At 63.9% G+C, this 18,577-nt stretch carries 16 protein-coding genes; 10 read left to right on the forward strand and 6 right to left on the reverse strand.

Going from position 1 to position 18,577, the window contains the following annotated elements; genetic code table 11:
* Positions 1-44 precede the first annotated feature (44 nt).
* Entirely contained in the window at positions 45-608 is a 564-nt protein-coding gene (locus U1738_RS05620; RefSeq protein ID WP_332788025.1) for a GNAT family N-acetyltransferase, read from the forward strand.
* Here the strand turns inward: U1738_RS05620 and U1738_RS05625 are convergent.
* Positions 589-1,653, reverse strand: a complete 1,065-nt coding sequence (locus tag U1738_RS05625; RefSeq protein ID WP_332788026.1) for a L,D-transpeptidase — start codon at positions 1,651-1,653, stop codon at positions 589-591. The two genes, U1738_RS05620 and U1738_RS05625, sit on opposite strands and share 20 nt — an antisense overlap.
* Positions 1,654-1,848: 195 nt before the next feature.
* On the opposite strand from U1738_RS05625, the gene U1738_RS05630 reads away from it, so the two are divergent.
* From U1738_RS05630 to U1738_RS05640, 3 genes are all read left to right on the forward strand, one after another.
* Complete coding sequence (locus U1738_RS05630; protein ID WP_332788228.1) at positions 1,849-2,532, forward strand: alternative oxidase; 684 nt, start codon at positions 1,849-1,851, stop codon at positions 2,530-2,532.
* 17 nt (positions 2,533-2,549) lie between these two features.
* Positions 2,550-3,164, forward strand: coding sequence for a YoaK family protein (locus U1738_RS05635; protein WP_332788027.1), 615 nt, complete (start codon positions 2,550-2,552; stop codon positions 3,162-3,164).
* Between the two features lie 71 nt (positions 3,165-3,235).
* A complete protein-coding gene (locus tag U1738_RS05640; RefSeq protein WP_332788028.1) occupies positions 3,236-3,916 on the forward strand; it encodes an NAD(P)H-dependent oxidoreductase in 681 nt (226 codons plus the stop codon).
* Between the two features lie 262 nt (positions 3,917-4,178).
* Here U1738_RS05640 and U1738_RS05645 read toward each other — a convergent pair whose 3' ends face one another.
* Together U1738_RS05645 and U1738_RS05650 are read right to left on the reverse strand one after the other, a co-directional pair.
* Entirely contained in the window at positions 4,179-4,916 is a 738-nt protein-coding gene (locus U1738_RS05645) for a LytR/AlgR family response regulator transcription factor (protein WP_332788029.1), read from the reverse strand.
* Positions 4,909-5,979 (reverse strand): sensor histidine kinase, encoded by a 1,071-nt coding sequence (locus tag U1738_RS05650; protein WP_332788030.1) that lies wholly within the window; start codon positions 5,977-5,979, stop codon positions 4,909-4,911. The genes U1738_RS05645 and U1738_RS05650 overlap by 8 nt, the downstream gene beginning before the upstream one ends.
* A gap of 122 nt (positions 5,980-6,101) precedes the next feature.
* Between U1738_RS05650 and U1738_RS05655 the strand changes: the two genes are divergently transcribed.
* Entirely contained in the window at positions 6,102-8,267 is a 2,166-nt protein-coding gene (locus tag U1738_RS05655) for a prolyl oligopeptidase family serine peptidase (protein WP_332788031.1), read from the forward strand.
* A gap of 601 nt (positions 8,268-8,868) precedes the next feature.
* Positions 8,869-10,695 (forward strand): DUF885 domain-containing protein, encoded by a 1,827-nt coding sequence (locus U1738_RS05660; protein ID WP_332788032.1) that lies wholly within the window; start codon positions 8,869-8,871, stop codon positions 10,693-10,695.
* Positions 10,696-10,953: 258 nt separating this feature from the next.
* Here the strand turns inward: U1738_RS05660 and U1738_RS05665 are convergent, their stop codons facing one another.
* Positions 10,954-11,703: an SDR family oxidoreductase gene (locus tag U1738_RS05665; RefSeq protein ID WP_332788033.1), complete on the reverse strand. Its 750-nt coding sequence runs from the start codon at positions 11,701-11,703 to the stop codon at positions 10,954-10,956.
* Between the two features lie 126 nt (positions 11,704-11,829).
* Between U1738_RS05665 and U1738_RS05670 the strand changes: the two genes are divergently transcribed.
* From U1738_RS05670 to epsC, 4 genes are all read left to right on the forward strand, one after another.
* Entirely contained in the window at positions 11,830-12,156 is a 327-nt protein-coding gene (locus tag U1738_RS05670; RefSeq protein WP_332788034.1) for a winged helix-turn-helix transcriptional regulator, read from the forward strand.
* Between the two features lie 332 nt (positions 12,157-12,488).
* A complete protein-coding gene (locus U1738_RS05675; RefSeq protein ID WP_332788035.1) occupies positions 12,489-14,984 on the forward strand; it encodes a TonB-dependent receptor plug domain-containing protein in 2,496 nt (831 codons plus the stop codon).
* Complete coding sequence (locus U1738_RS05680; protein ID WP_332788036.1) at positions 14,984-16,072, forward strand: pyridoxal phosphate-dependent aminotransferase; 1,089 nt, start codon at positions 14,984-14,986, stop codon at positions 16,070-16,072. The genes U1738_RS05675 and U1738_RS05680 overlap by 1 nt, the downstream gene beginning before the upstream one ends.
* A gap of 47 nt (positions 16,073-16,119) precedes the next feature.
* Complete coding sequence (epsC, locus tag U1738_RS05685) at positions 16,120-17,076, forward strand: serine O-acetyltransferase EpsC (RefSeq protein WP_332788037.1); 957 nt, start codon at positions 16,120-16,122, stop codon at positions 17,074-17,076.
* Position 17,077: 1 nt separating this feature from the next.
* Here epsC and U1738_RS05690 read toward each other — a convergent pair whose 3' ends face one another.
* Positions 17,078-17,392: a hypothetical protein gene (locus U1738_RS05690; RefSeq protein WP_332788038.1), complete on the reverse strand. Its 315-nt coding sequence runs from the start codon at positions 17,390-17,392 to the stop codon at positions 17,078-17,080.
* Complete coding sequence (locus U1738_RS05695; RefSeq protein WP_332788039.1) at positions 17,380-18,426, reverse strand: FAD/NAD(P)-binding protein; 1,047 nt, start codon at positions 18,424-18,426, stop codon at positions 17,380-17,382. The genes U1738_RS05690 and U1738_RS05695 overlap by 13 nt, the downstream gene beginning before the upstream one ends.
* Between the last annotated feature and the right edge of the window lie 151 nt (positions 18,427-18,577).

Here is an 18,577-nt window from a genome sequence, read left to right on the forward strand (position 1 = left end):
GCACGCCGGACGGAAGGCGCGCCATCGCATGAAAGGTCTTTTCGATGAGCCAGCCGAGCAAGCATCTTTCCACCCGTACGGGGTTCCATTTCCACGTACGCCCCGCACATCCCGACGACGACGGCACGGTCGCCGACTTCTTCACCCACGTGACCCGACCGGACCTGCGCTTCCGCTTTCTCGCCGGGATGAACGAGGTCCGGCCGGCCCAGATCACCGCGCTGACGCATGTCGATCATCGCTGGTCGGAAAACTTCCTCGCCTTCACCGCCGACGGATCGACGATGATCGCTACCGCCATGCTCGCATGCGACGCGACATTCGACCACGGTGAGGTCGCGATCGCGATCCACAAGGATTTCAAACATCGCGGGGTGGGTTGGGAATTGCTCGCTTATATCGCACGCTTTGCGGATTCGAAGGGCGTCCGCGTGCTCGAGGCGATCGAAAGTCGTGACAATCACGCTGCGATCGAACTGGAACGCGACATGGGCTTCACGGTCGAACCCTATCCGGGCGACGCCACATTGTTGCTGGTCAGCCGCATGCTGGCGCCCGGCGCCATTCCGGCCCCCATGCCCGCCGCCGTTAACGCCCACCTGTTGTAACGACGGTCAGCTTGCGCCCCACGCCGCTGCTGCGCAGCGACGTCCGCGTCACCAGCAACGTCGTGCCGGGCGTCAACACGCTGCCGATCGCCCGGCGCAGCCCCTCGGGCAGATGCCCACGCGAACGCTCTGCTTCGGTCAATTCCGCGCCGGCCTGCGCGGCGGCGCCCGGCAGCGGCAAGCGCACCCAATGTTCGCCGGTGGCGTCGGTCCCGAGATACGAGAAGGCTACGGTCTGCGCGATCGGGGTGTCGGTGCGAATAGCTCCAGATCCGATATCGACGCCGTTGCGCAGGACGACTACGCGGCTGTCCTGCCCGCTGATGACGATCGACAGCGGCCCGCTCGACGAGCGCTCCGGATGCCATACATAGTCTCCTTCCGGCGCATCGGTTGCCTGCGGCGTATCGAGGATGCCGGGTGCGGGCACGACCACCGGCACGTCGGCGGCGTAGGTGACGACCACCGTCATGCCCAGCGCGGAAATCCCATACAGCAGCTTGGCGAACGCCAGCGGCAGACGGATGCAGCCGTGTGAAGCGGGATAGCCGGGCAGATTGCCGGCATGCAGCGCGATGCCGCGCCAGGTCAGCCGCTGCATGAACGGCATCGGCGCGTCCGAATAGAGGTTCGATTTGTGATCGACCGCTTTTTGCAGGACCGTGAAGATCCCGGTCGGGGTCGCATGCCCCTTCTTTCCGCTCGATATGGTCGAAACGCCGATCGGCACGCCGTTGCGATAGGCATAAGCCCGCTGCGTCTTCAGGCTCACGATCACCGTGACCGGACCGGACGGCGCGAGTTGCGGTGCCCAGAAATAGTCGCCGGGACGCAACGCTTCGATCGCGCCGTCCGCCGGTGCGATCGCAGGCAATGTGCTGCCCTGCCCCATCGTGATGTTCGGACAGAATAGCAGTAGCGCGCTCGCCGAGACGATCAGCGTACGAAACCGGTGCGCACTCATTGCTTGATTGGCCGGTGCACGCGACGCGCGATCTGCGCGCCCTCGGATCACGGCAGCGTCCGTTTTTTCGGGATCGGTCATGGATGGTCCTGAAATTTGCGGGCGGGAGAAACCGATCCATGCCCATTGACCCCGACCGCCGGCACCATCGGAAACTACGCAGGCCGCCTAGGTAGTTTCCGGCCCTGCCCCACCGGTGCCCGCGCAGGCTAGTCCGCTGTCCGACACACAATGAGAGCGCAGCACATGGTCAATACCGTCCTCAAGCCCGATGCCATGGCGCTCGCCACGGAGCGCGCCGCGCATCCGGTCGTCCATCATGAACCAAAGGGTTTTTCCGACCATTTCGCGCTCGGCTTCACTAAGCTGCTGCGGTTCAGCGCCGACACCTTCTTCGCCAAGCGCTACGGACACCGCGCGATCGTGCTGGAGACGGTGGCGGCGGTGCCGGGCATGGTCGGGGCGATGTTCACCCACCTGAAATGCCTGCGCTGGATGCGCGACGACCAGGGCTGGATCCGCACGCTGATGGAGGAGGCGGAAAACGAACGCATGCATCTGATGACGTTCATCGAGATCGCCAGGCCGACCTGGTTCGAACGCATGGTGATCCTGCTGGTGCAGGGCGTGTTCCTGATCGGCTTCTCGATCCTTTATCTGCTCTCCGCCAAGACCGCACACCGGGTGGTCGGCTATTTCGAGGAAGAGGCGGTGACAAGTTACACGCTCTACCTGCAGGAGATCGACGAGGGCCGTTCGCCGAACATTCCCGCGCCCGCTATCGCCCGCCATTATTGGAAGATGGCCGACGACGCGACTTTGCGCGACGTGGTGCTGGTCGTCCGCAACGACGAGGCGCATCATCGCGACGTCAATCACGGCTTTGCCAGCACGATTGCCGGTCTACCCTCGGACAGGGCCGCCGCGCCCTATCCGCCGCACGCGACCGAACTCGCCTGACCAGGCTCGACCGACGCGTGCAGGCGCTGGCCGTCTGCCTCTCCGCGCTCGCCGGCTATGTCGATGTGGTGGGATTTCTCGCGACCGGCGGCTATTTCGTCTCGTTTATGAGTGGAAACTCGACCCGCTTCGTCGTCGGCATCGCGCATGCGACGGCGAGCGCGGGCATCGCCGCTAGCCTGATCGGCGTGTTCGTTCTTGGTGTAGTCCTCGGATCGGTGTGTGGCGCGCTGGCGGGCGCACACCGCCGCTCGGCGGTCCTGCTGTTCGTCGCCGCATTGCTGGCCGCCGCGGCATCGTTCGGTCTGGCCGGCTTGAGCGTCGTGGCGATCGGCCTGACGACGCTGGCGATGGGCGCCGAGAATGCCGCCTTCGAACAGCCCGGCGGCGGCAGCGTCGGTTTGACGTATATGACGGGTACGCTGGCCAAGGTCGGTCAAGGCATCGCGGCGATGCTGCTCGGTACGGGCGGACTCGAATGGTTCGCTTATCTCGCCCTATGGGCAGGGTTGCTCGCTGGCGCCATCGCGGGTGCGGCGGTCTATCCGCAGGTCGGCATGGCCGCCTTGTGGCTTCCCGCCGGCCTCTCGCTGTTCCTTGCCTTCGCGGCACGGCGACTGCGCGTCGGCTAGGTAGTTTCCGATCCTGCGCCGGGCGGCGCGCGTACTTTATGCAGGCCGCTGGCGATCCCGAAAGGACCAGCATGACCTATTCCCAGACCGAGGCGACCACGCCGATCCGCCATGTCGTCATCTTGGGCCATCCCGCCCCTGGCAGCTTCAACCACGAAGTCGCCGAACGCTATTGCCAGACGGTGCGGGACAACGGCCAGGAAGCGGTGATCCGCGATCTGTACGCGCTGGAATTCGATCCGTGCCTCCGCGCCGATCGCCGGCCCGGCCACGCGACCGGAATGTCCGCTGACGTCGCGCACGAGATCGGCTTGCTGCAACAGGCCGATGTCATCCTGCTGGTCTATCCGATCTGGTTCGGCATGCCGCCCGCGATCATCAAGGGCTATGTCGATCGCGTCCTCGGTGTCGCGCTGACCCCGAAGGACATCCGCGATCATCACACCGACTCCATCTTGACCAACAAATTGTTCGCCACCTTCTCCAGTTCGGCGACGACCCGGATCTGGCTCGACGAACAGGGCCAGATGGAATCGATCCGCCAAGCCTTCGATCGCTATCTGATGGGAATTTTCGGCCTGCGCGACGGCGGGCACATCCACTTCGGCGCGATCGTGGAAGGCATGGATGCGCGTTTCATTCGCCAGTCTCTGTTGGACGTCGGGGAACAGGCAAGAAAGATTTGCAGCGGCATACAGGCCACCCGCCATGCACTAAAAGCTCATGCAGCGTTGGCCACGTCCGTGTTATAGGACGCAATGCGATGAGCCTTAGGACTCGGCGGTATAAACCGGCGCTTGACGAGTTGACCCAAAATCGGACGTTCCAAAGCGGTTTTCGGCATTCCAACTTCGGCTGTTCGTTCATGTCATCGATAACAACGACATCGAACGGCCGCCCCCAGCCTATCATCCACCTTGCTTTGCCAAATGGATGATCAAACGGGGAAACGCAGGTATTCTTGAAAACTGTCGTCATCGCTAAAATGAGAAGGAGTTGCGCCAATGCGTAGCGTCACAGCCTTCCAGACTTCACAGCCAATCGCGAGCGTAACGCGGGCAGAAACGACCGACCGATTGGGAAGTTTTCGCCTGATGAAAGACGGACCGACCAGCTTCCTGCGTCGATTTCCAGCGCGTCGATCAGATCGCTGTTGACCAGCGTCGTCCGATGGATGCGAACGAAGCGATCCGGACCTAGGCGTTGCTCGATCGCATAGAGCCGTTCGGCAACGAGGTAGCTTTTGTCTCCGCAATGCAGCCTTGCGTAATCATCCTCGCCGGTGATGCGATCGATATCCTTTGCCTCCAGCCTTACCAATGTGCCGCGGATCGGTGCCCAGAAGACAGCGGCATCCGTCGTACCGCCGGTCTGGGCGGGCTTCACCCGGAGTTCGACCCGTTCGATCGTCGCGCGCAGGAAGACAGGATCAACCGGTTTGAGGATGTAACCGACCGCATCGACGGCAAAGGCCTGGATCGCAAACCGGTCGTAGGCGGTGACGAAGACGACCGCAGGTGCCGGTTCGCGACCAACCAAATGTTCGGCCATCGCGAGCCCCGACATGCCGGGCATCTCGATGTCGAGCAGAATGAGGTCGACCGCGATGCGATCCAGAACACGCATTCCTTCGATGCCGTCGTTCGCGGTCGCCACTATTTCGATCGACGGTATCGCTTCACACAGCCGCACGAGCCGACGGACAGCGGCAGGCTCGTCATCGACGATCAGGGTCTTCAGGCGCTCAGCCACACGGCATCTCGATGCGGGCGCGAAAGCCGCCATCATCGCGGCGGCCGGCCGCCAGGCTTGCCTCATTGCCATAAATCGCCAGCAACCGGTCGCGGACATTGGCGAGCCCGATCCCGAAGCCCGATGCCGCGATGTCGCCTGCGGCCGCATCGTCATCGACGATCAGCGTCAGCCTGCGCGCATCGGCCACCGCCGCGATCCGGATCGTCACGACCGCGTGCGACCCGCCGACCGCGTATTTGACCGCGTTTTCGACCAGCGGTTGCAGGATCAGGCGCGGCACAGGCAGGGCGGCGAGGTCGTCCGGCAGATCGATTTCGACACGCAACCGGTTTTCGAACCGGCGGGTTTCGAGCGCCAAGTACAGACGTTGCAGATCTATCTCCTCCGCCAGCGAAACGTTGGGAGCGGCATCGGCATCGTTCAACATCCGGCGCAGCAGCGCGGACAGATCGAGGATCATGCGATCGGCGTCGTCGGCACGTCCCGTCTGGACGAGGTCGGCCAGCGCGCCCAGCGCGTTGAACAGGAAGTGCGGGTTGATCTGATAGCGGAGCGCGCGCAGTTGCGCGTCCGCACTGGCCGTCTCGGCTGCGATCGACCGGGCAGCGGCGCGCAGGAACAGATAGAGGACCGCCCAGCCGACGAAGAAGAAGAACCAGGACACAGAGGTGTCGATGACGCCGTAGCGAAAGACCCGCGCATAGCCCCAGCGCGCGACGTCTGCTGCCAGAGAGGCGGGCGGATACCAGCCGTAGAACAGGAACCAGTTGACGCACGCGAAGGCCGTCGTGGCGGGGATCGCGCCGATCAACGCCGCCAGCGCGATCAGGACGGGCCGGTCGCTTTGCACGAAGCGCAACCCTCGCCAGAACAGCGTCGTCAGCAACACGCCCGCCGCCGCCGCGGCGATCCGGCGGATCAACAGGTCGCCCGGCTCGGCAAAGCCCAGCAGGGTGGCGCGCAGGCTCATCAGCGCGATCCAGCCGATCCAGAACGCCACGATCGACGCGACCACCGCGCGGGCGGGCAGATCGATTTGGGACGTTCCGGATCGGCTCATAACACCCTTTTATCCCGGTCGCGGCGATGCGCCATGACGTTCACCGAGGAATATCGTCGCTCACCGATCGGCGGTCGCAGGGAGGCTTTCCCACCCCTAGATGCCCGGCAAGGAGATCATCCATGACCACGCTCGCGCCTTCGCTATCACGCCGACGCTTTCTCACCACCGCGGCCATGGCCGGCGGCATGGCACTATTGCCGCGTGCTGCCCGCGCCGCCGGGGCGTCGCGTCCGCCGATCGCGCGGATCGAGCCGGTTACCGAAACGCTGTGGGGCGAGCGGATCGTCGATCGCTATCGGTGGCTGGAGAACACCGCGGATCGCGACTGGATGCCGTTCATGCGCGGACAGGACGCGTATGCCCGAAGCGTCCTCGACGCGTATCCCGATCGGCCGCGATTGCTGAAACGGATCGCCGCGATGTCGGGCGACGTCACCCAGGTGACCTATCCCAAGCCCGCGGGGTCGATCCGGTTCCTGCAAAAACGCGAGGCGGGGGCAGCGAATTACCGTATCGTCGCACATTACCCCGACGGGCGCGAACAGGTGCTCGCCGATCCGGCGACGTTCGCCACCGATCGCAGTCCCGCCTCGATCAGCTGGTGGGTGCCATCGCCGACCGGTCGCTATCTGGCGTTTGGTGTTGCGTTGGCAGGAACCGAAAACGCGGTCGGCCATGTCGTCGAGGTGGCAAGCGCGCGCCTGCTTCCCGATCGCATCGTGGATGCCCAATATGCGGCGGCGTCCTGGCTGCCCGACGACAGCGGCTTTTTCTATAATCGCTTTGCCGGCCGGCCGGTCGGCAGCCCCGACTATTATAACGACCGTAGCCTGTGGTTGCACCGCGTGGACACCGCGCAGAGCGTCGATCGGAAGATCATGGCAGCCGGCATGAATGCCGCCGTGCCGATGTCGGCAATCTCGTCGCCCGAACTGCAGGTCGGGATCGGCACCGACCATGTCGCGCTGGTGATGCGCGATGGCTATGTCCGGGCCTTCGCCATCTATCTGGCGCGACGCTACGAAGTGCTCGCGGGAAAGGCGGCCTGGCGACAGATATGCCGGGCGGACGAGGGCGTCGCGGATTTCGCGCTGAGCGGTGACACGCTGTATGTCATCTCGAACAATGCTTCCGCCAATGGCGCATTGCTGGGCATCGACGCGGCCACCGGAACGCTGGCAACAGCGCGAGTGCTCATGCCTGCGGGCAAGACGGTGCTCGACGAACTAAACGCCGGACGCGACGGCACCTTCGTGACGGTCAACGACGGCGGTGAACAAAGCCTGTTCTTCCAGCCATCCACCGGTCCGATGCGGCCCGTGGCATTGCCTTACGCAGGCTGGGTGCAAAGCGTCGCGGTGAACCCGGCGGACGGCGGCGCGCTGATCCGCATCACAAGCTGGCTGCAACCCGGCACGATCTTCGCGATCGCCGCACGGACCAGCGCGGCGACGAATACCGGGCTTCAGCAGCGCCCGGCTATCGACCTGTCGCCGTACGAATATCGCCGCATCGTCGCGACCGCGCGCGACGGAACGCGCGTGCCGATCTCGATCATCCGCCGCAAGGGTCGCATCGTCGCCGCACCATGCCTGGTACACGCCTACGGGGCCTATCAATGGCCGTCGCAGCCGGTGTTCGACGCCCGTGGCATCGCCTTCCTCGAAGCCGGCGGAATCATCGCCACCGCCCATGTGCGTGGCGGCGGCGAATATGGCCGCGCCTGGCACGAAGGCGGCCAGAAGGCGACCAAGCCGAACACCTGGCGCGACCTGATCGACTGCTGCGAAACGCTGATCGCTCAGGATTACACGTCGAGTCGACAGCTGGCGATCATCGGCGGATCGGCCGGAGGCATCACCGTCGGGCGGGCGATGACCGAGCGGCCCGACCTGTTCGCCGCCGTGATCTCGAAGGTCGGCATGTCCAACCCCCTGCGCGCCGAGTTTGAACCCAATGGCCAACCCAACGTCCCCGAGTTCGGATCGATCAAGGACGAGGCGGGGTTTCGTGGATTGAAGGCGATGGACAGCTATCACGCGGTCAAGGACGGCGCGCGGTATCCTGCGGTTATGCTGACAACGAGCAGCAAGGACGCGCGTGTTGCCCCTCACAACGCCGCCAAGATGGCTGCCCGGCTACAGGCGGCGAACCCGAGCGGCATTGCGCTGCTGCGGATCGATTTCGAGGGCGGCCACGATATGAACGACCTGTCCAAGGCGAAGACCGACCTCGAATACGCCGACGATTTTGCTTTCGTGCTCGCCATTACGAAAAACTACTAAGCCACCGCGATCACAGAGATTAAAACTTCTCGGATCAAAAACTTCCAGTGCCCGATCCGCAAAAGAGTGGATGCGCGTTAGGTTGCGCCGGGCAAGCTTGACCCAGATACGGACGCTCGCGCGCCCTTCCCCGCTTTCCAATTGCAGACGTTCATTCATCTCCGTGCAGACGGTTTTCACGCCGCCTTCGATCCCGGAATGTCGCAATCGGGAATAGAGCGGCCCGTCCAGCCTAGGGCGGCGATGGACATCTGCGTGCTTTGGAATCGGTTTAGATCGCGCTTCAAAGCATACTCCGTCGAGCGGCGGCCCACCCGGCAGAATCCGGGCGTCGGTAGGCAACGCCGAAACGGCCTCCTCGTTCACAGAACAGGATTTAGTGAAGCGTCATTCAGTCAGCTCCTGCCGATCTCCCTTTATATATCAACCAACCGGGCGTACCCTCCCAGCGACCAAAGATTTGGCAATCAGCCATTTGCCGATTGTGACCTATCTGAACCTCGACCGATCAAGCATGATGCGTATAACGGTCGTGACCGGCGTCGTCTCGTTCAAGGCGCCGCAGAGCACTCGGAAAATTCGGACCGCCCAGGAGTAATCGATGCGCCTTGCCTTCGCTTTCACGATTCTGCCTCTGACCCCGCTGGTTCAGGCAAACGCGCCGGTGCCACTCCAAGCCGTTTCAACCGCAGCCGACACCACGGCCCAGGACGCCGCGCTGCTGCAATTCCTCGACCGCGCCTATGACGAGCAGTTGGCGCTCAGCCCCGAGAGCCAGACCCAGCTCGGCTTCAAGACCAATTACGGGAAGCTTGACGATTATACCGATGCCGCTGCGGTGCGCGCGCGGGCGCTGGCCGAGCAGCAATTGACGGCGATGCGGGCGCATTTCCGGCCCGAGCAACTGGGGGAGAGCGCGCGGGTCAGTTATCGCCTGTTCGAGTATCAGGTCCAGCGCGAGCGCGAGTCCTTCCAGTTCCGCAATCTGCGCTTCCCCGTGTCGACCAACGGTAGTCCGGCGGGCGAGATTCCAGTGCTTCTCATCAACAACCACAAGGTCGACAGCGTCGCCGATGCCGAGGCGTATATCTCCCGCTTACGCGATACCGAGCGCGTGATGCGTGAGGTTGCTGCGATGATGCGGGAGCAAGCCGCGGCGGGTATCATCCCCAACAAGGTCAACTTCGCACCCGCGCGCGCCGACGCGAAGGCGGTAATCACCGGCGCGCCGTTCGACAACGGTCCCGATTCGACCATCATGGCCGACTTCCGCAAAAAGGTGACAGCGCTCAAGGCGCGCGAGGCGACCAAGGCGAAGCTGCTGAAAGATGCCGACGCGGCGCTGACCGGGTCGTTCCGTCGTGGTTACGACACGCTGTTCGCGGCGCTGGATGCGATCGAGCCCCTGTCCAAGGGTAATTTTGGGGCGTGGAGCCTGCCGAACGGCGCGGTCTATTATGCGGACCGGCTGAAGGGTTCGACGACGACTGATCTGACCGCCGACCAGATCCACGAACTCGGCCTGCGCCAAGTTTCGGCGATCCGTCAGGAGATGGAGTCGATCAAGCGAGAGGTCGGTTTCACCGGCACGCTCGAGCAGTTCTTCGACAGCATCCGCACCGATCCCAAGTTCAAATATCCGAACACCGCCGCCGGCCGCGAGGAGTATCTGGCCGATGCCCGAGCGGTGATCGCGTCGGTGATGGTAGCCGCCCCGCGCTACTTCCGCGTGCTGCCCAAGGCACCGCTAGAAGTGCGTGCGGTGGAGAAATGGCGGGAAGGCACAGCCTCGACCGCGTTCTACAATCCACCGTCCGCCGACGGTTCGCGACCGGGCATCTACTACGTCAATCTCGTCGACATGAACCAGACGCAGAAGGTACAGGTCTCCGCCATCGCCGCGCATGAAGGTGCACCTGGCCATCATTTCCAGATCGCCCGTCAGCAGGAAATGACCGGCATTCCCAAATTCCGCAAGTTCGGCGGCTACGGTGCCTATGTCGAAGGCTGGGGCCTGTATTCGGAGCGGCTGGCGAACGAGATGGGCGTGTACAAGGACCCATATGCGCGGTTCGGCATGCTGTCGCTTCAGGTCTGGCGCGCGATCCGGCTGGTGCTCGACACGGGGATCCATTCCAAGCAGTGGACGCGCGAACAGGCGGTCGCGTATTTCAAGGCGAACAGTTCGGTATCGGAAAAGGACATCGGACGGGAAGTCGACCGCTATTTCAACTGGCCGGGCCAGGCGACCAGCTACATGGTCGGGCAGCTCAAGATCGCCGAGCTGCGCAAGCGGGCGGAACAGGCGCTCGGCCCCAAGTTCGACATTCGCGATTTCCACGAAGCGGTACTGAGCCAAGGCGCGCTGCCGCTCGCGGTGCTGGACGAGCAGGTCAACCGCTACATCGCGACGACAAAGGGAAGATAAGGCGGGGCGTACCGAAGCCCAAGCTTCAACGAGCGGAAGCCGGAATCGAGCTTCTGCGTGCGTAGTAAACCCGCCTATCGCGCCAAAGCTGCGGCCGGTAGGACCCACAATCGGTCATTCGGAGCCTGCCTAGTGCCGCCCAACTTCAGCCGCTCATTCATGTTTCTGCAGAGCCATTTAACCGAGGGAATATTAGGCTGGGGAAAAGTACGGCGAACCATTTTGGAAAAAGGGTTCTGAACGGCAGATGGTTCTGCATCACAGATTTCCAGTTCCGCCATCGACCAGCAGCTCCGTCCCAATTATGAAACTTGCCTCGTCACTGGCAAGGAAAACGGCCGCCTTCGCGATTTCGATCGGCGTTCCCATCCGACCCAGCGGCACCAATCGCTCGATTTCGCTTTGAAGCGCCTGACGTTCGGGCTCTAGCAGCCCCAGCTTTGCCAAGGCAGGTGTGCGGGTCGGGCCAGGATTAAGGACGTTAACCCGGATGCCGCGGTCGATGAGTTCTGCGGAGAGTGTACGCGCCAGCGAAAGCAGCGCTGCCTTGCTAGCAGCATATATGCTGCTCTGCGCCAATCCGATATGCGCGCTTACCGACCCACAAAGCACAATCGATGCAGTGGGCGACAAGATCGGTAGCAATGCCTGAATAAGGAAGAACGGCCCCTTGAGGTTGGTGCCCATCACTCGGTCGAAAGCCACCTCGTCCCAACTATCCAGCGGCATATGGGTGACATCGCCAGCGTTGGCGTAAAGAACGTCCAGCCGGCCCCAACGAGCCTGTAGTTCGGCTGCCAACGCGATCTGATCCGCTGGTACACCAGCGTTGCTGCGGATCGCAATTACGGCTGGCGAGAGGGATTCGACGGCCGCTTTAAGCGCATCATCGTTTCGCCCGGTCATCGCGACCATCGCACCCTCGGCGACGAATTGTCGGGCCGTCTCGAGGCCAATCCCGCTCGTGCCGCCCGTTATCAGTGCAAACTTGCCATTCATCCGTCCCATCGGAAACTCCTTTCCTCCGCATAATCGCCCTATTAGTATGCAAAAGGAAGTAGGCACCATTTGGATACTAACTCGGTGATGACAACAGAGATCCGAAGCAGAATAGCGGTAGCCACATCGTGTCCGATGGTGGATTTCGTACAGCTTGTATCAGGCAAATGGGCGATACCGATCTTGTACCGCCTTATTGTGAACGGCGTGCCGATCCGGTTCACCGATTTGCAGCGGACCGTAGCACCCATCACGCAGAAAGAACTGACGAAGCAATTGCGCCTGTTCGAACGGCGCGGGCTGGTTAGCCGCACTGTTTTTGCGCAGGTGCCGCCAAGGGTGGAATATGCCGCTACTGCCTTGGCCATGACCCTGCACCCCACGTTGGACACCCTCGCCGCATGGATGACGGAGAATGCCATAAAGCTGCGGGACGCGAATGATGCGGATCCAGTCATTTAGGAATCGGCACCACGAAAAAGCCCGCCAAGCGCGCTAGCGGCAAACCTGCTCGACTATCCCCGGAGATACGTTTTCTTCTTTGCGATATCCTACTAAATAGATGGACATTAGCGTTGCGAGCTGAGGTCGGTAGCGTCCGATCTGCCTGCGTGGGTTATCGGTCAGCAAGGGGAACGTCGTTGAAGAGCAATATCGCATGGGCATTGGCCGGTCTGTCGTTGTCCTCAACAAACGTGGCCGCGCAGACCAAAGCGGCCACGCCAGATGCAAGCGACGCGCAACCCGAGCCAGACGACATCGTGGTTACGGGGTCACGCGTAAGCGAACGGACGGTGACAACCTCGCCCGTGCCGATCGATCTGCTACGCGGTGAGGATTTGCGTGCATCGGGCTATCAGGAAACGAGCGAAATCCTGCGCCAGCTCGCCCCTTCGTTCGCTTTTGCCACGCCGACCACGCCTGACGGCAACACTCACATCCATTCAGCCTCATTGCGCGGCCTTTCGCCGGACGAGACGCTCGTGCTGGTCAACGGCAAGCGCCTCCATACGGCCGCCTGGGTCAATACCGGCGGCACCATCGGCAAGGGCGCGGTGCCGACCGACCTCAATCAAATCCCCGCCGAGGGCATCGGGCGGATCGAGATCCTGCGCGACGGAGCTTCGGCGCAATATGGCTCGGATGCGATTGCCGGCGTGATCAACATCCGCCTGCGAACCGACACGAAGCTCCATGCGAGCGCGAGCGGTGGCACGACCTTCGATGGCGGCGGCGATACCTACACCTTCTCCCTCGGCGGCGGCCTGAAGTTAGGCGATGACGGCTTCATCAACGTTACCGGTTATTACCGCGACCATCAGGCCGCTAACCGGGCGCTCCCCGACACGCGGCAATTCTACCTCGGCATCTCGCCGATCGGCACGCCGCAAGCCCTGTCGGCGCGCTACGGCGCGGGGACCGGGCTAAACCCGCCCGGCGGCGTTATCGGCACGCGGCTCGATCCGCGCGAGGCCACCGTCGATCGCAACGTCTGGCGTTTCGCCGATGAGGGCGACCTCAAGGACGGATCGGTCATCGTCAATCTTGAGAAACCGCTGAGCGGCGGTATCGAACTGTACGGATTTGGCGGCTACCGTCTGAGCAAGGCGCATTCCAACGCATCCTTCCGGCGCGCCGGACAGGACGAGAACGTACGTGCGATCTACCCCGACGGTTTCCTGCCATTCGTCAACACGCGCAGCACGGACTATTCCGCAGCGCTTGGCCTGCGCGGCGATCTCGGCGCCTGGGCCTGGGATCTGTCCAGCGTCTATGGCGGCAACCGCATCGAATACCGGACGGAGAATACGCTGAATGCCACGCTCGGCACAGCCAGCCCGACCCGCTTCTACAATGGTCGATATTCCAACTCACAATGGACGACTGATCTTACATTTTCGCGCGGCTTCGATGTCGGGCTCGCCGCGCCGGTCAAGCTGGCGATCGGCGCCGAATATCGTCGCGACGGATACAAGATCGGCGCCGGGGAGCCGAACAGCTATGCGTTCGGCACCGCGCAGGTACTCGACGGGCCGAGCACGGGCGCGATACCAACGATCGGATCGCAAGGTTTCGCCGGAATCCAGCCAGCCGACGTGGTCGATGTAAACCGCCGCGCGATCGGCGCCTTTGCTGAAATTGGCATCGAGCCGGTCAAAGGCTGGCAAGTCGATCTCGCCGGCCGATATGAGGATTACAGCGATTTCGGCGATACATGGAACGGCCAGGCGTCGACCCGCATCGAGCTGCCGGCGGGCTTCGCGCTGCGTGGCTCAGCCGGCACCGGGTTCCACGCCCCGGCGCTCGCGCAGCAATATTTCAGCTCCACCAGCAGCCGGACGATCGTCAATAACACCACGGGCTTCCCGGAATTCGTGCTGGTGCGCACGGCGCCAGTCGGATCGCCGTTGGCTCAGGCGCTTGGTGCGCAGTCGCTGAAACCCGAAACATCAACCAATTTCGGTGGCGGGCTGACCTATGCCGGGGGGCGGCTGACCGCTTCGGTCGATTATTACCACATCGACATTGACGATCGCATCGTCCTGTCGTCCAATTATGTCGACGCGGCGGGCAGCCGGCGGTTGCGGGATTATCTTGCCGGCATCGGGATTCCCGGCGTCACCAGCGTGCGCTATTTCACTAACGCGATCGATACGCGCACGCAGGGCGTGGACGTAACGGTCGCCTATGCGACCCCACTCGGTAATTGGGCCGACCTGAAGCTGACCGCCGCCTACAATCACAACCAGACGCGCGTGCGCCGCATCTCGAACACCCCGTCGCAAATCACCGCGCTTGGTATCACCACGCCTTTGTTCGACGTGACCGAGCGCACGCGCGTCGAACGAGGCCAGCCGCGCGACAAGATCGCGCTGGGCGGCAACCTGAAGCTGGGACCGATCACGTTCGATGCGAGGACGACGCGCTACGGAACGGTCGAACAGATCGCGCTGACCAACCAGAGTGCTGCAAACGTGGCGCTGATCGCGCAGGGCGACGTGCCCTTCCGAACGCTACCGACCCAATCCGGCACTGCGGGCAATGTTGACGTGATCCAGAAGCTGAAGCCTAAATGGGTGACGGACTTTAGCTTCACGGGGCAGGTGAACCGCAATCTGTCGGTGACATTCGGCGCTAACAATCTGTTCAACGTCTACCCGACGCAGAACATCCGATCGACCGCAGCGCTGACGGGCGCCGATACGTTCGGGGCCTTTCCATACAGCGAATTCTCGCCTTTCGGCTTCAGCGGTGCTTTTTATTATGTCCGGGCCGGGGTGTCGTTCTGATGGCTGCCTTGCTCAACCGGCGGGAGTGGCTGGCCATGGGCACGGCAGCAACCGCTGCCGCTGCCCTGCCGGCTGCGGCACGACCGCAGAGGCCGGCCCGCCTGTCGCTCAATGAGAACGCTTTTGGGCCATCGCCCCGGGTCGGTCCGGCGATCGCCCGCGCGGTGAACGGTATCGAACGATATGTCGATCAGGCCGAGGTGGATGCCCTGACGCGCCAGATCGCCGCGCTGGAGCAGGTCGCACCGGAGCAGGTCGTAATCGGCGAGGTGCTGGAGCCGCTCGGCTTGTATCTCGCGCGCCAGCGCGCCGGTGGCGGCGGGATCGTCTTCTCGTCCCCCGGCTACACCGCCCTGGTCGATGCCGCTGCGCCGCTGGGGGGCCGGGCTGTGCCGGTGCCGCTCGATGCCGCACTCGAAAACGATCTGCCGGCGCTCGCACGGGCGGTGGATCGGGACACGCTGGCGGTGTCGCTGGTCAATCCGCACAATCCGTCGGGGACGGTAGGCGATGCCGTCGCGCTGCACGCGTTTATCGCGGATACCGCGCAGCGGACGCTGGTCGTTGTGGATGAGGCCTATCTCGAATATGACGATTTCGCGGGCCGCAGCGCGATCCGCCACGTGCGTGCTGGCGCCAACGTGCTTGTGTTTCGCACGCTGGCAAAGATCTACGGACTTGCTGGCTTGTCGATCGGTTATGCAGTCGCGCCGGTAGCACTCGCCAAAGGCCTGCGCGCAGCCGGGATTGGTTCACCGCATTCGCTCAACCGCCTGGCATTGGTGGCTGCCGCCGCGGCGCTTGGAGATCAGGTTCATGTCGCCACCGTCCGCGCCTCGGTAACCGGCGAACGTAACCGGATCACCGCCGTGCTGGATACGCTGGGCTTCAAGCACACCGCATCCCGCGCGAACTTCGTCTTCTTCAAGCCGCCAGATCCGGGCATGCTGCGCAGTGCGTTTACGTCGGCGGACATCCAGCTCGCCCGTCCCTTCCCGCCACTCGACGACTGGATCCGCATCACGATCGGCCGGCGCGCCGAGAATGATCGCGTCATCGCCGTCCTGCGAAACGTAGATCGAGGCTGACGGTTTGACGACCGTTCCTGTTAACCCGACCGCCACTGGAGGACGCAATGGCCGAACCTGACAACGCTCGATCGCCGATCGAATTTCCCGGCGAATTGTCGGTGGTGGTGGATGGGTTGCAGCAGGCTCGGGCGGACTGGCGCGCCGGTCACGCCCGACATGCCGAGCGCGGCATCCGTTTCCCCTCGCGGCGTGATCTGGCGCGCATCCTGCGCGAACTGGGCACGGCATTGTTTCCGCTGCGGTTGGGGCCACCAGAACTGACCGCTGAGAACGAGAACCGCTGGATCGAGGCGACGCTCGAATCGACTTTGTCCCAGCTGCTCGCACAGATCGCGATCGAGATCCGGATCGCCCGTCCGGGGATCGGCAGCGGCGAGGAAGCCGACGAGGCCGAGCGCATCATCGGCGCGTTCGCGGCGAGCCTGCCCGGCATCCGCCGCCTGCTCGATCAGGATGTGGAGGCGGGATATGCCAACGATCCCGCGGCCCGCAGCGCGGACGAGGTGCTTCTGTCCTATCCCTCGCTCGCCGCGATCATCCATCATCGACTGGCTCATCGTCTCCACAACCTCGGTGCCCCGCTCGTCGCCCGCGTGATCGCGGAAGTCGCGCATGCCGAGACGGGGATCGATATCCATCCCGGCGCGCGGATCGGGCGCAAATTCTTCATCGATCACGGCACCGGGATCGTCATTGGGGCCACCGCCAGGATCGGCGATCGGGTGCGACTGTATCAGGGCGTGACGCTGGGCGGCGAACCGATCGCGGCCGGCGAAGCGCAGATCGGCGGGGAAGGCGCGGTCTGGCGCCATCCCGCGATCGAGGACGATGTGGTGATCTTCGCCGGCGCGGTGTTGCTCGGCCCGATCACGATCGGGGCGCGGTCGCGGATCGGCGGCAACGTCTGGCTGCGCAGCGATGTCCCGCCGGACAGCGTGGTCGATGCCGCCCAACCGACGATCCGCCCGAAATCGTCCGGCGACGACGGGCGGCGCGCCTAGATCACAGTCCCTCGCCGACCCAGTGCGCGTTCGACAGGTGCCGGGCGAGATCGGCGGCCTGGCGACGAATATCGGGAACCGCGACCGTCTCCCAGAAGCTCCCTCGCGTCATCGGCCCGATGCAATAGAGATCGGAGTGCGCGCGGCCGGCCTGATTGATGATCTGTGCCCGAGGATTCACATCAATGCCGAGTTTCAGGGCATCGGGCCGGATCTGTCCGGCCCGGCCTAAAGCCTGGATCAGCGGTTCGCCGCTGCGCGCGATATCGCCCTGGGGGCCGGTGCAGTTGACGATCCGGCGAACTACGGTCGACACGATCGCGTCGCGATGCCGCGGTCGCCAGGCGAGTATCGCGCCGGTGCCGGCGGGATCGGCGGAAACGATCTTGCCGGCGACGAACGACAGGCGTCCGTCGCCCACCATCGCGTCGATCCGCTCGGCCACGGCTGGCGCAAGACGGTGACGATGCACGTCCCAGAAGGCCGCAGGTGGCGCAGGAAGCGTGCCCGCGTCTCCGCATCGGCGCGCGCCCACCAATGCTGGGTCACCGGCCGAAGCGAATCCACGGCGCTACGCCAGTCCGACGGCGCTGCCGCCCGGACCTCGCGCAGCAGACGGGAAAGGCTCCGCGTCGGCGGCTCCGTTAGGCCCTTGGGCGGGGCGGCGCCGTCGATATGGCGGTGCGGTGCCAGCCCCCGGCGGGACAGCGCGACGATCTCGCCCGCAAAGCCCGCCGCGTCGAGCTTCAGCGCCACGTCGATTGCGGTCAGGCCGGTGCCGATCAGCGCGACGCGGTCGCCCGCCGTCAGCCCGGCCGCCGGATCGCAGCCCCACGGATCGTCAATGTAAATGTCCCGCGCGAGACGCTTGGGATCGATCCCCGCCGGCGGATACGGCGGCAGATTCCCCACGGTCAGCACGACCGCGTCGGCGGGGATCGTCCGGCCGTCCTCCAACACGATCCGCGGGCCGGCCTGCAACGCGGTGGCGGCACAGTGGACGATCGCCAGCCGGTCGCCCGCTTCGGCCTGTGCCGTCGCCAGCGTATCGGCGAGATAGCGGCCATAGGTCGCCCGCGCAACGAACTGCTGCCCGGCGGCATCGTGCATATCGAGCCAGCGCACGAAATGGGCCGGATCGTCGGCGAACGCGCTCATCCCGGCGGCGCGCACGTTGAACAGCTGGCTGGGATGCGTCGCGCTATAGGCGACCCCGCGCCCCAGTCGCTCCCGCGCGCGTTCGATCAGCGTGATCCGCGGCCCGCCGAAGCGCACGATATTGGCGGCGAGCAACGCTCCGCTGAATCCGCCGCCGACGATCACGACATGCCCGTCCGGTTTGATCGGCAACGCCGCCCGGCTACTTATCACATCTGTCAATGTCACGCTCGTCGGTGCTCGCTTTTCTGGACGCTTGCAGCGCAAGATGCCGCAAGCGCGCCCGATCGTAAACGACGTGAGGGCCGGGACGGGCAACCGATCGATAGCGATTACGGACCGG

Origin of the sequence: Parasphingomonas caseinilytica (assembly GCF_036663755.1) — a bacterium.
In the GTDB taxonomy this organism is placed as follows: domain Bacteria; phylum Pseudomonadota; class Alphaproteobacteria; order Sphingomonadales; family Sphingomonadaceae; genus Sphingomonas.

Excerpts from the sequence above, each read along its gene's own strand:
- U1738_RS05620 (WP_332788025.1), top strand. The coding sequence starts at position 45 with ATGAGCCAGCCGAGCAAGCATCTTTCCACCCGTACGGGGTTCCATTTC.
- U1738_RS05625 (WP_332788026.1), bottom strand. The coding sequence starts at position 1,653 with ATGACCGATCCCGAAAAAACGGACGCTGCCGTGATCCGAGGGCGCGCA.
- U1738_RS05630 (WP_332788228.1), top strand. The coding sequence starts at position 1,849 with ATGGCGCTCGCCACGGAGCGCGCCGCGCATCCGGTCGTCCATCATGAA.
- U1738_RS05640 (WP_332788028.1), top strand. The coding sequence starts at position 3,236 with ATGACCTATTCCCAGACCGAGGCGACCACGCCGATCCGCCATGTCGTC.
- U1738_RS05650 (WP_332788030.1), bottom strand. The coding sequence starts at position 5,979 with ATGAGCCGATCCGGAACGTCCCAAATCGATCTGCCCGCCCGCGCGGTG.
- U1738_RS05655 (WP_332788031.1), top strand. The coding sequence starts at position 6,102 with ATGACCACGCTCGCGCCTTCGCTATCACGCCGACGCTTTCTCACCACC.
- U1738_RS05660 (WP_332788032.1), top strand. The coding sequence starts at position 8,869 with ATGCGCCTTGCCTTCGCTTTCACGATTCTGCCTCTGACCCCGCTGGTT.
- U1738_RS05665 (WP_332788033.1), bottom strand. The coding sequence starts at position 11,703 with ATGGGACGGATGAATGGCAAGTTTGCACTGATAACGGGCGGCACGAGC.
- U1738_RS05670 (WP_332788034.1), top strand. The coding sequence starts at position 11,830 with ATGGTGGATTTCGTACAGCTTGTATCAGGCAAATGGGCGATACCGATC.
- U1738_RS05680 (WP_332788036.1), top strand. The coding sequence starts at position 14,984 with ATGGCTGCCTTGCTCAACCGGCGGGAGTGGCTGGCCATGGGCACGGCA.
- epsC (WP_332788037.1), top strand. The coding sequence starts at position 16,120 with ATGGCCGAACCTGACAACGCTCGATCGCCGATCGAATTTCCCGGCGAA.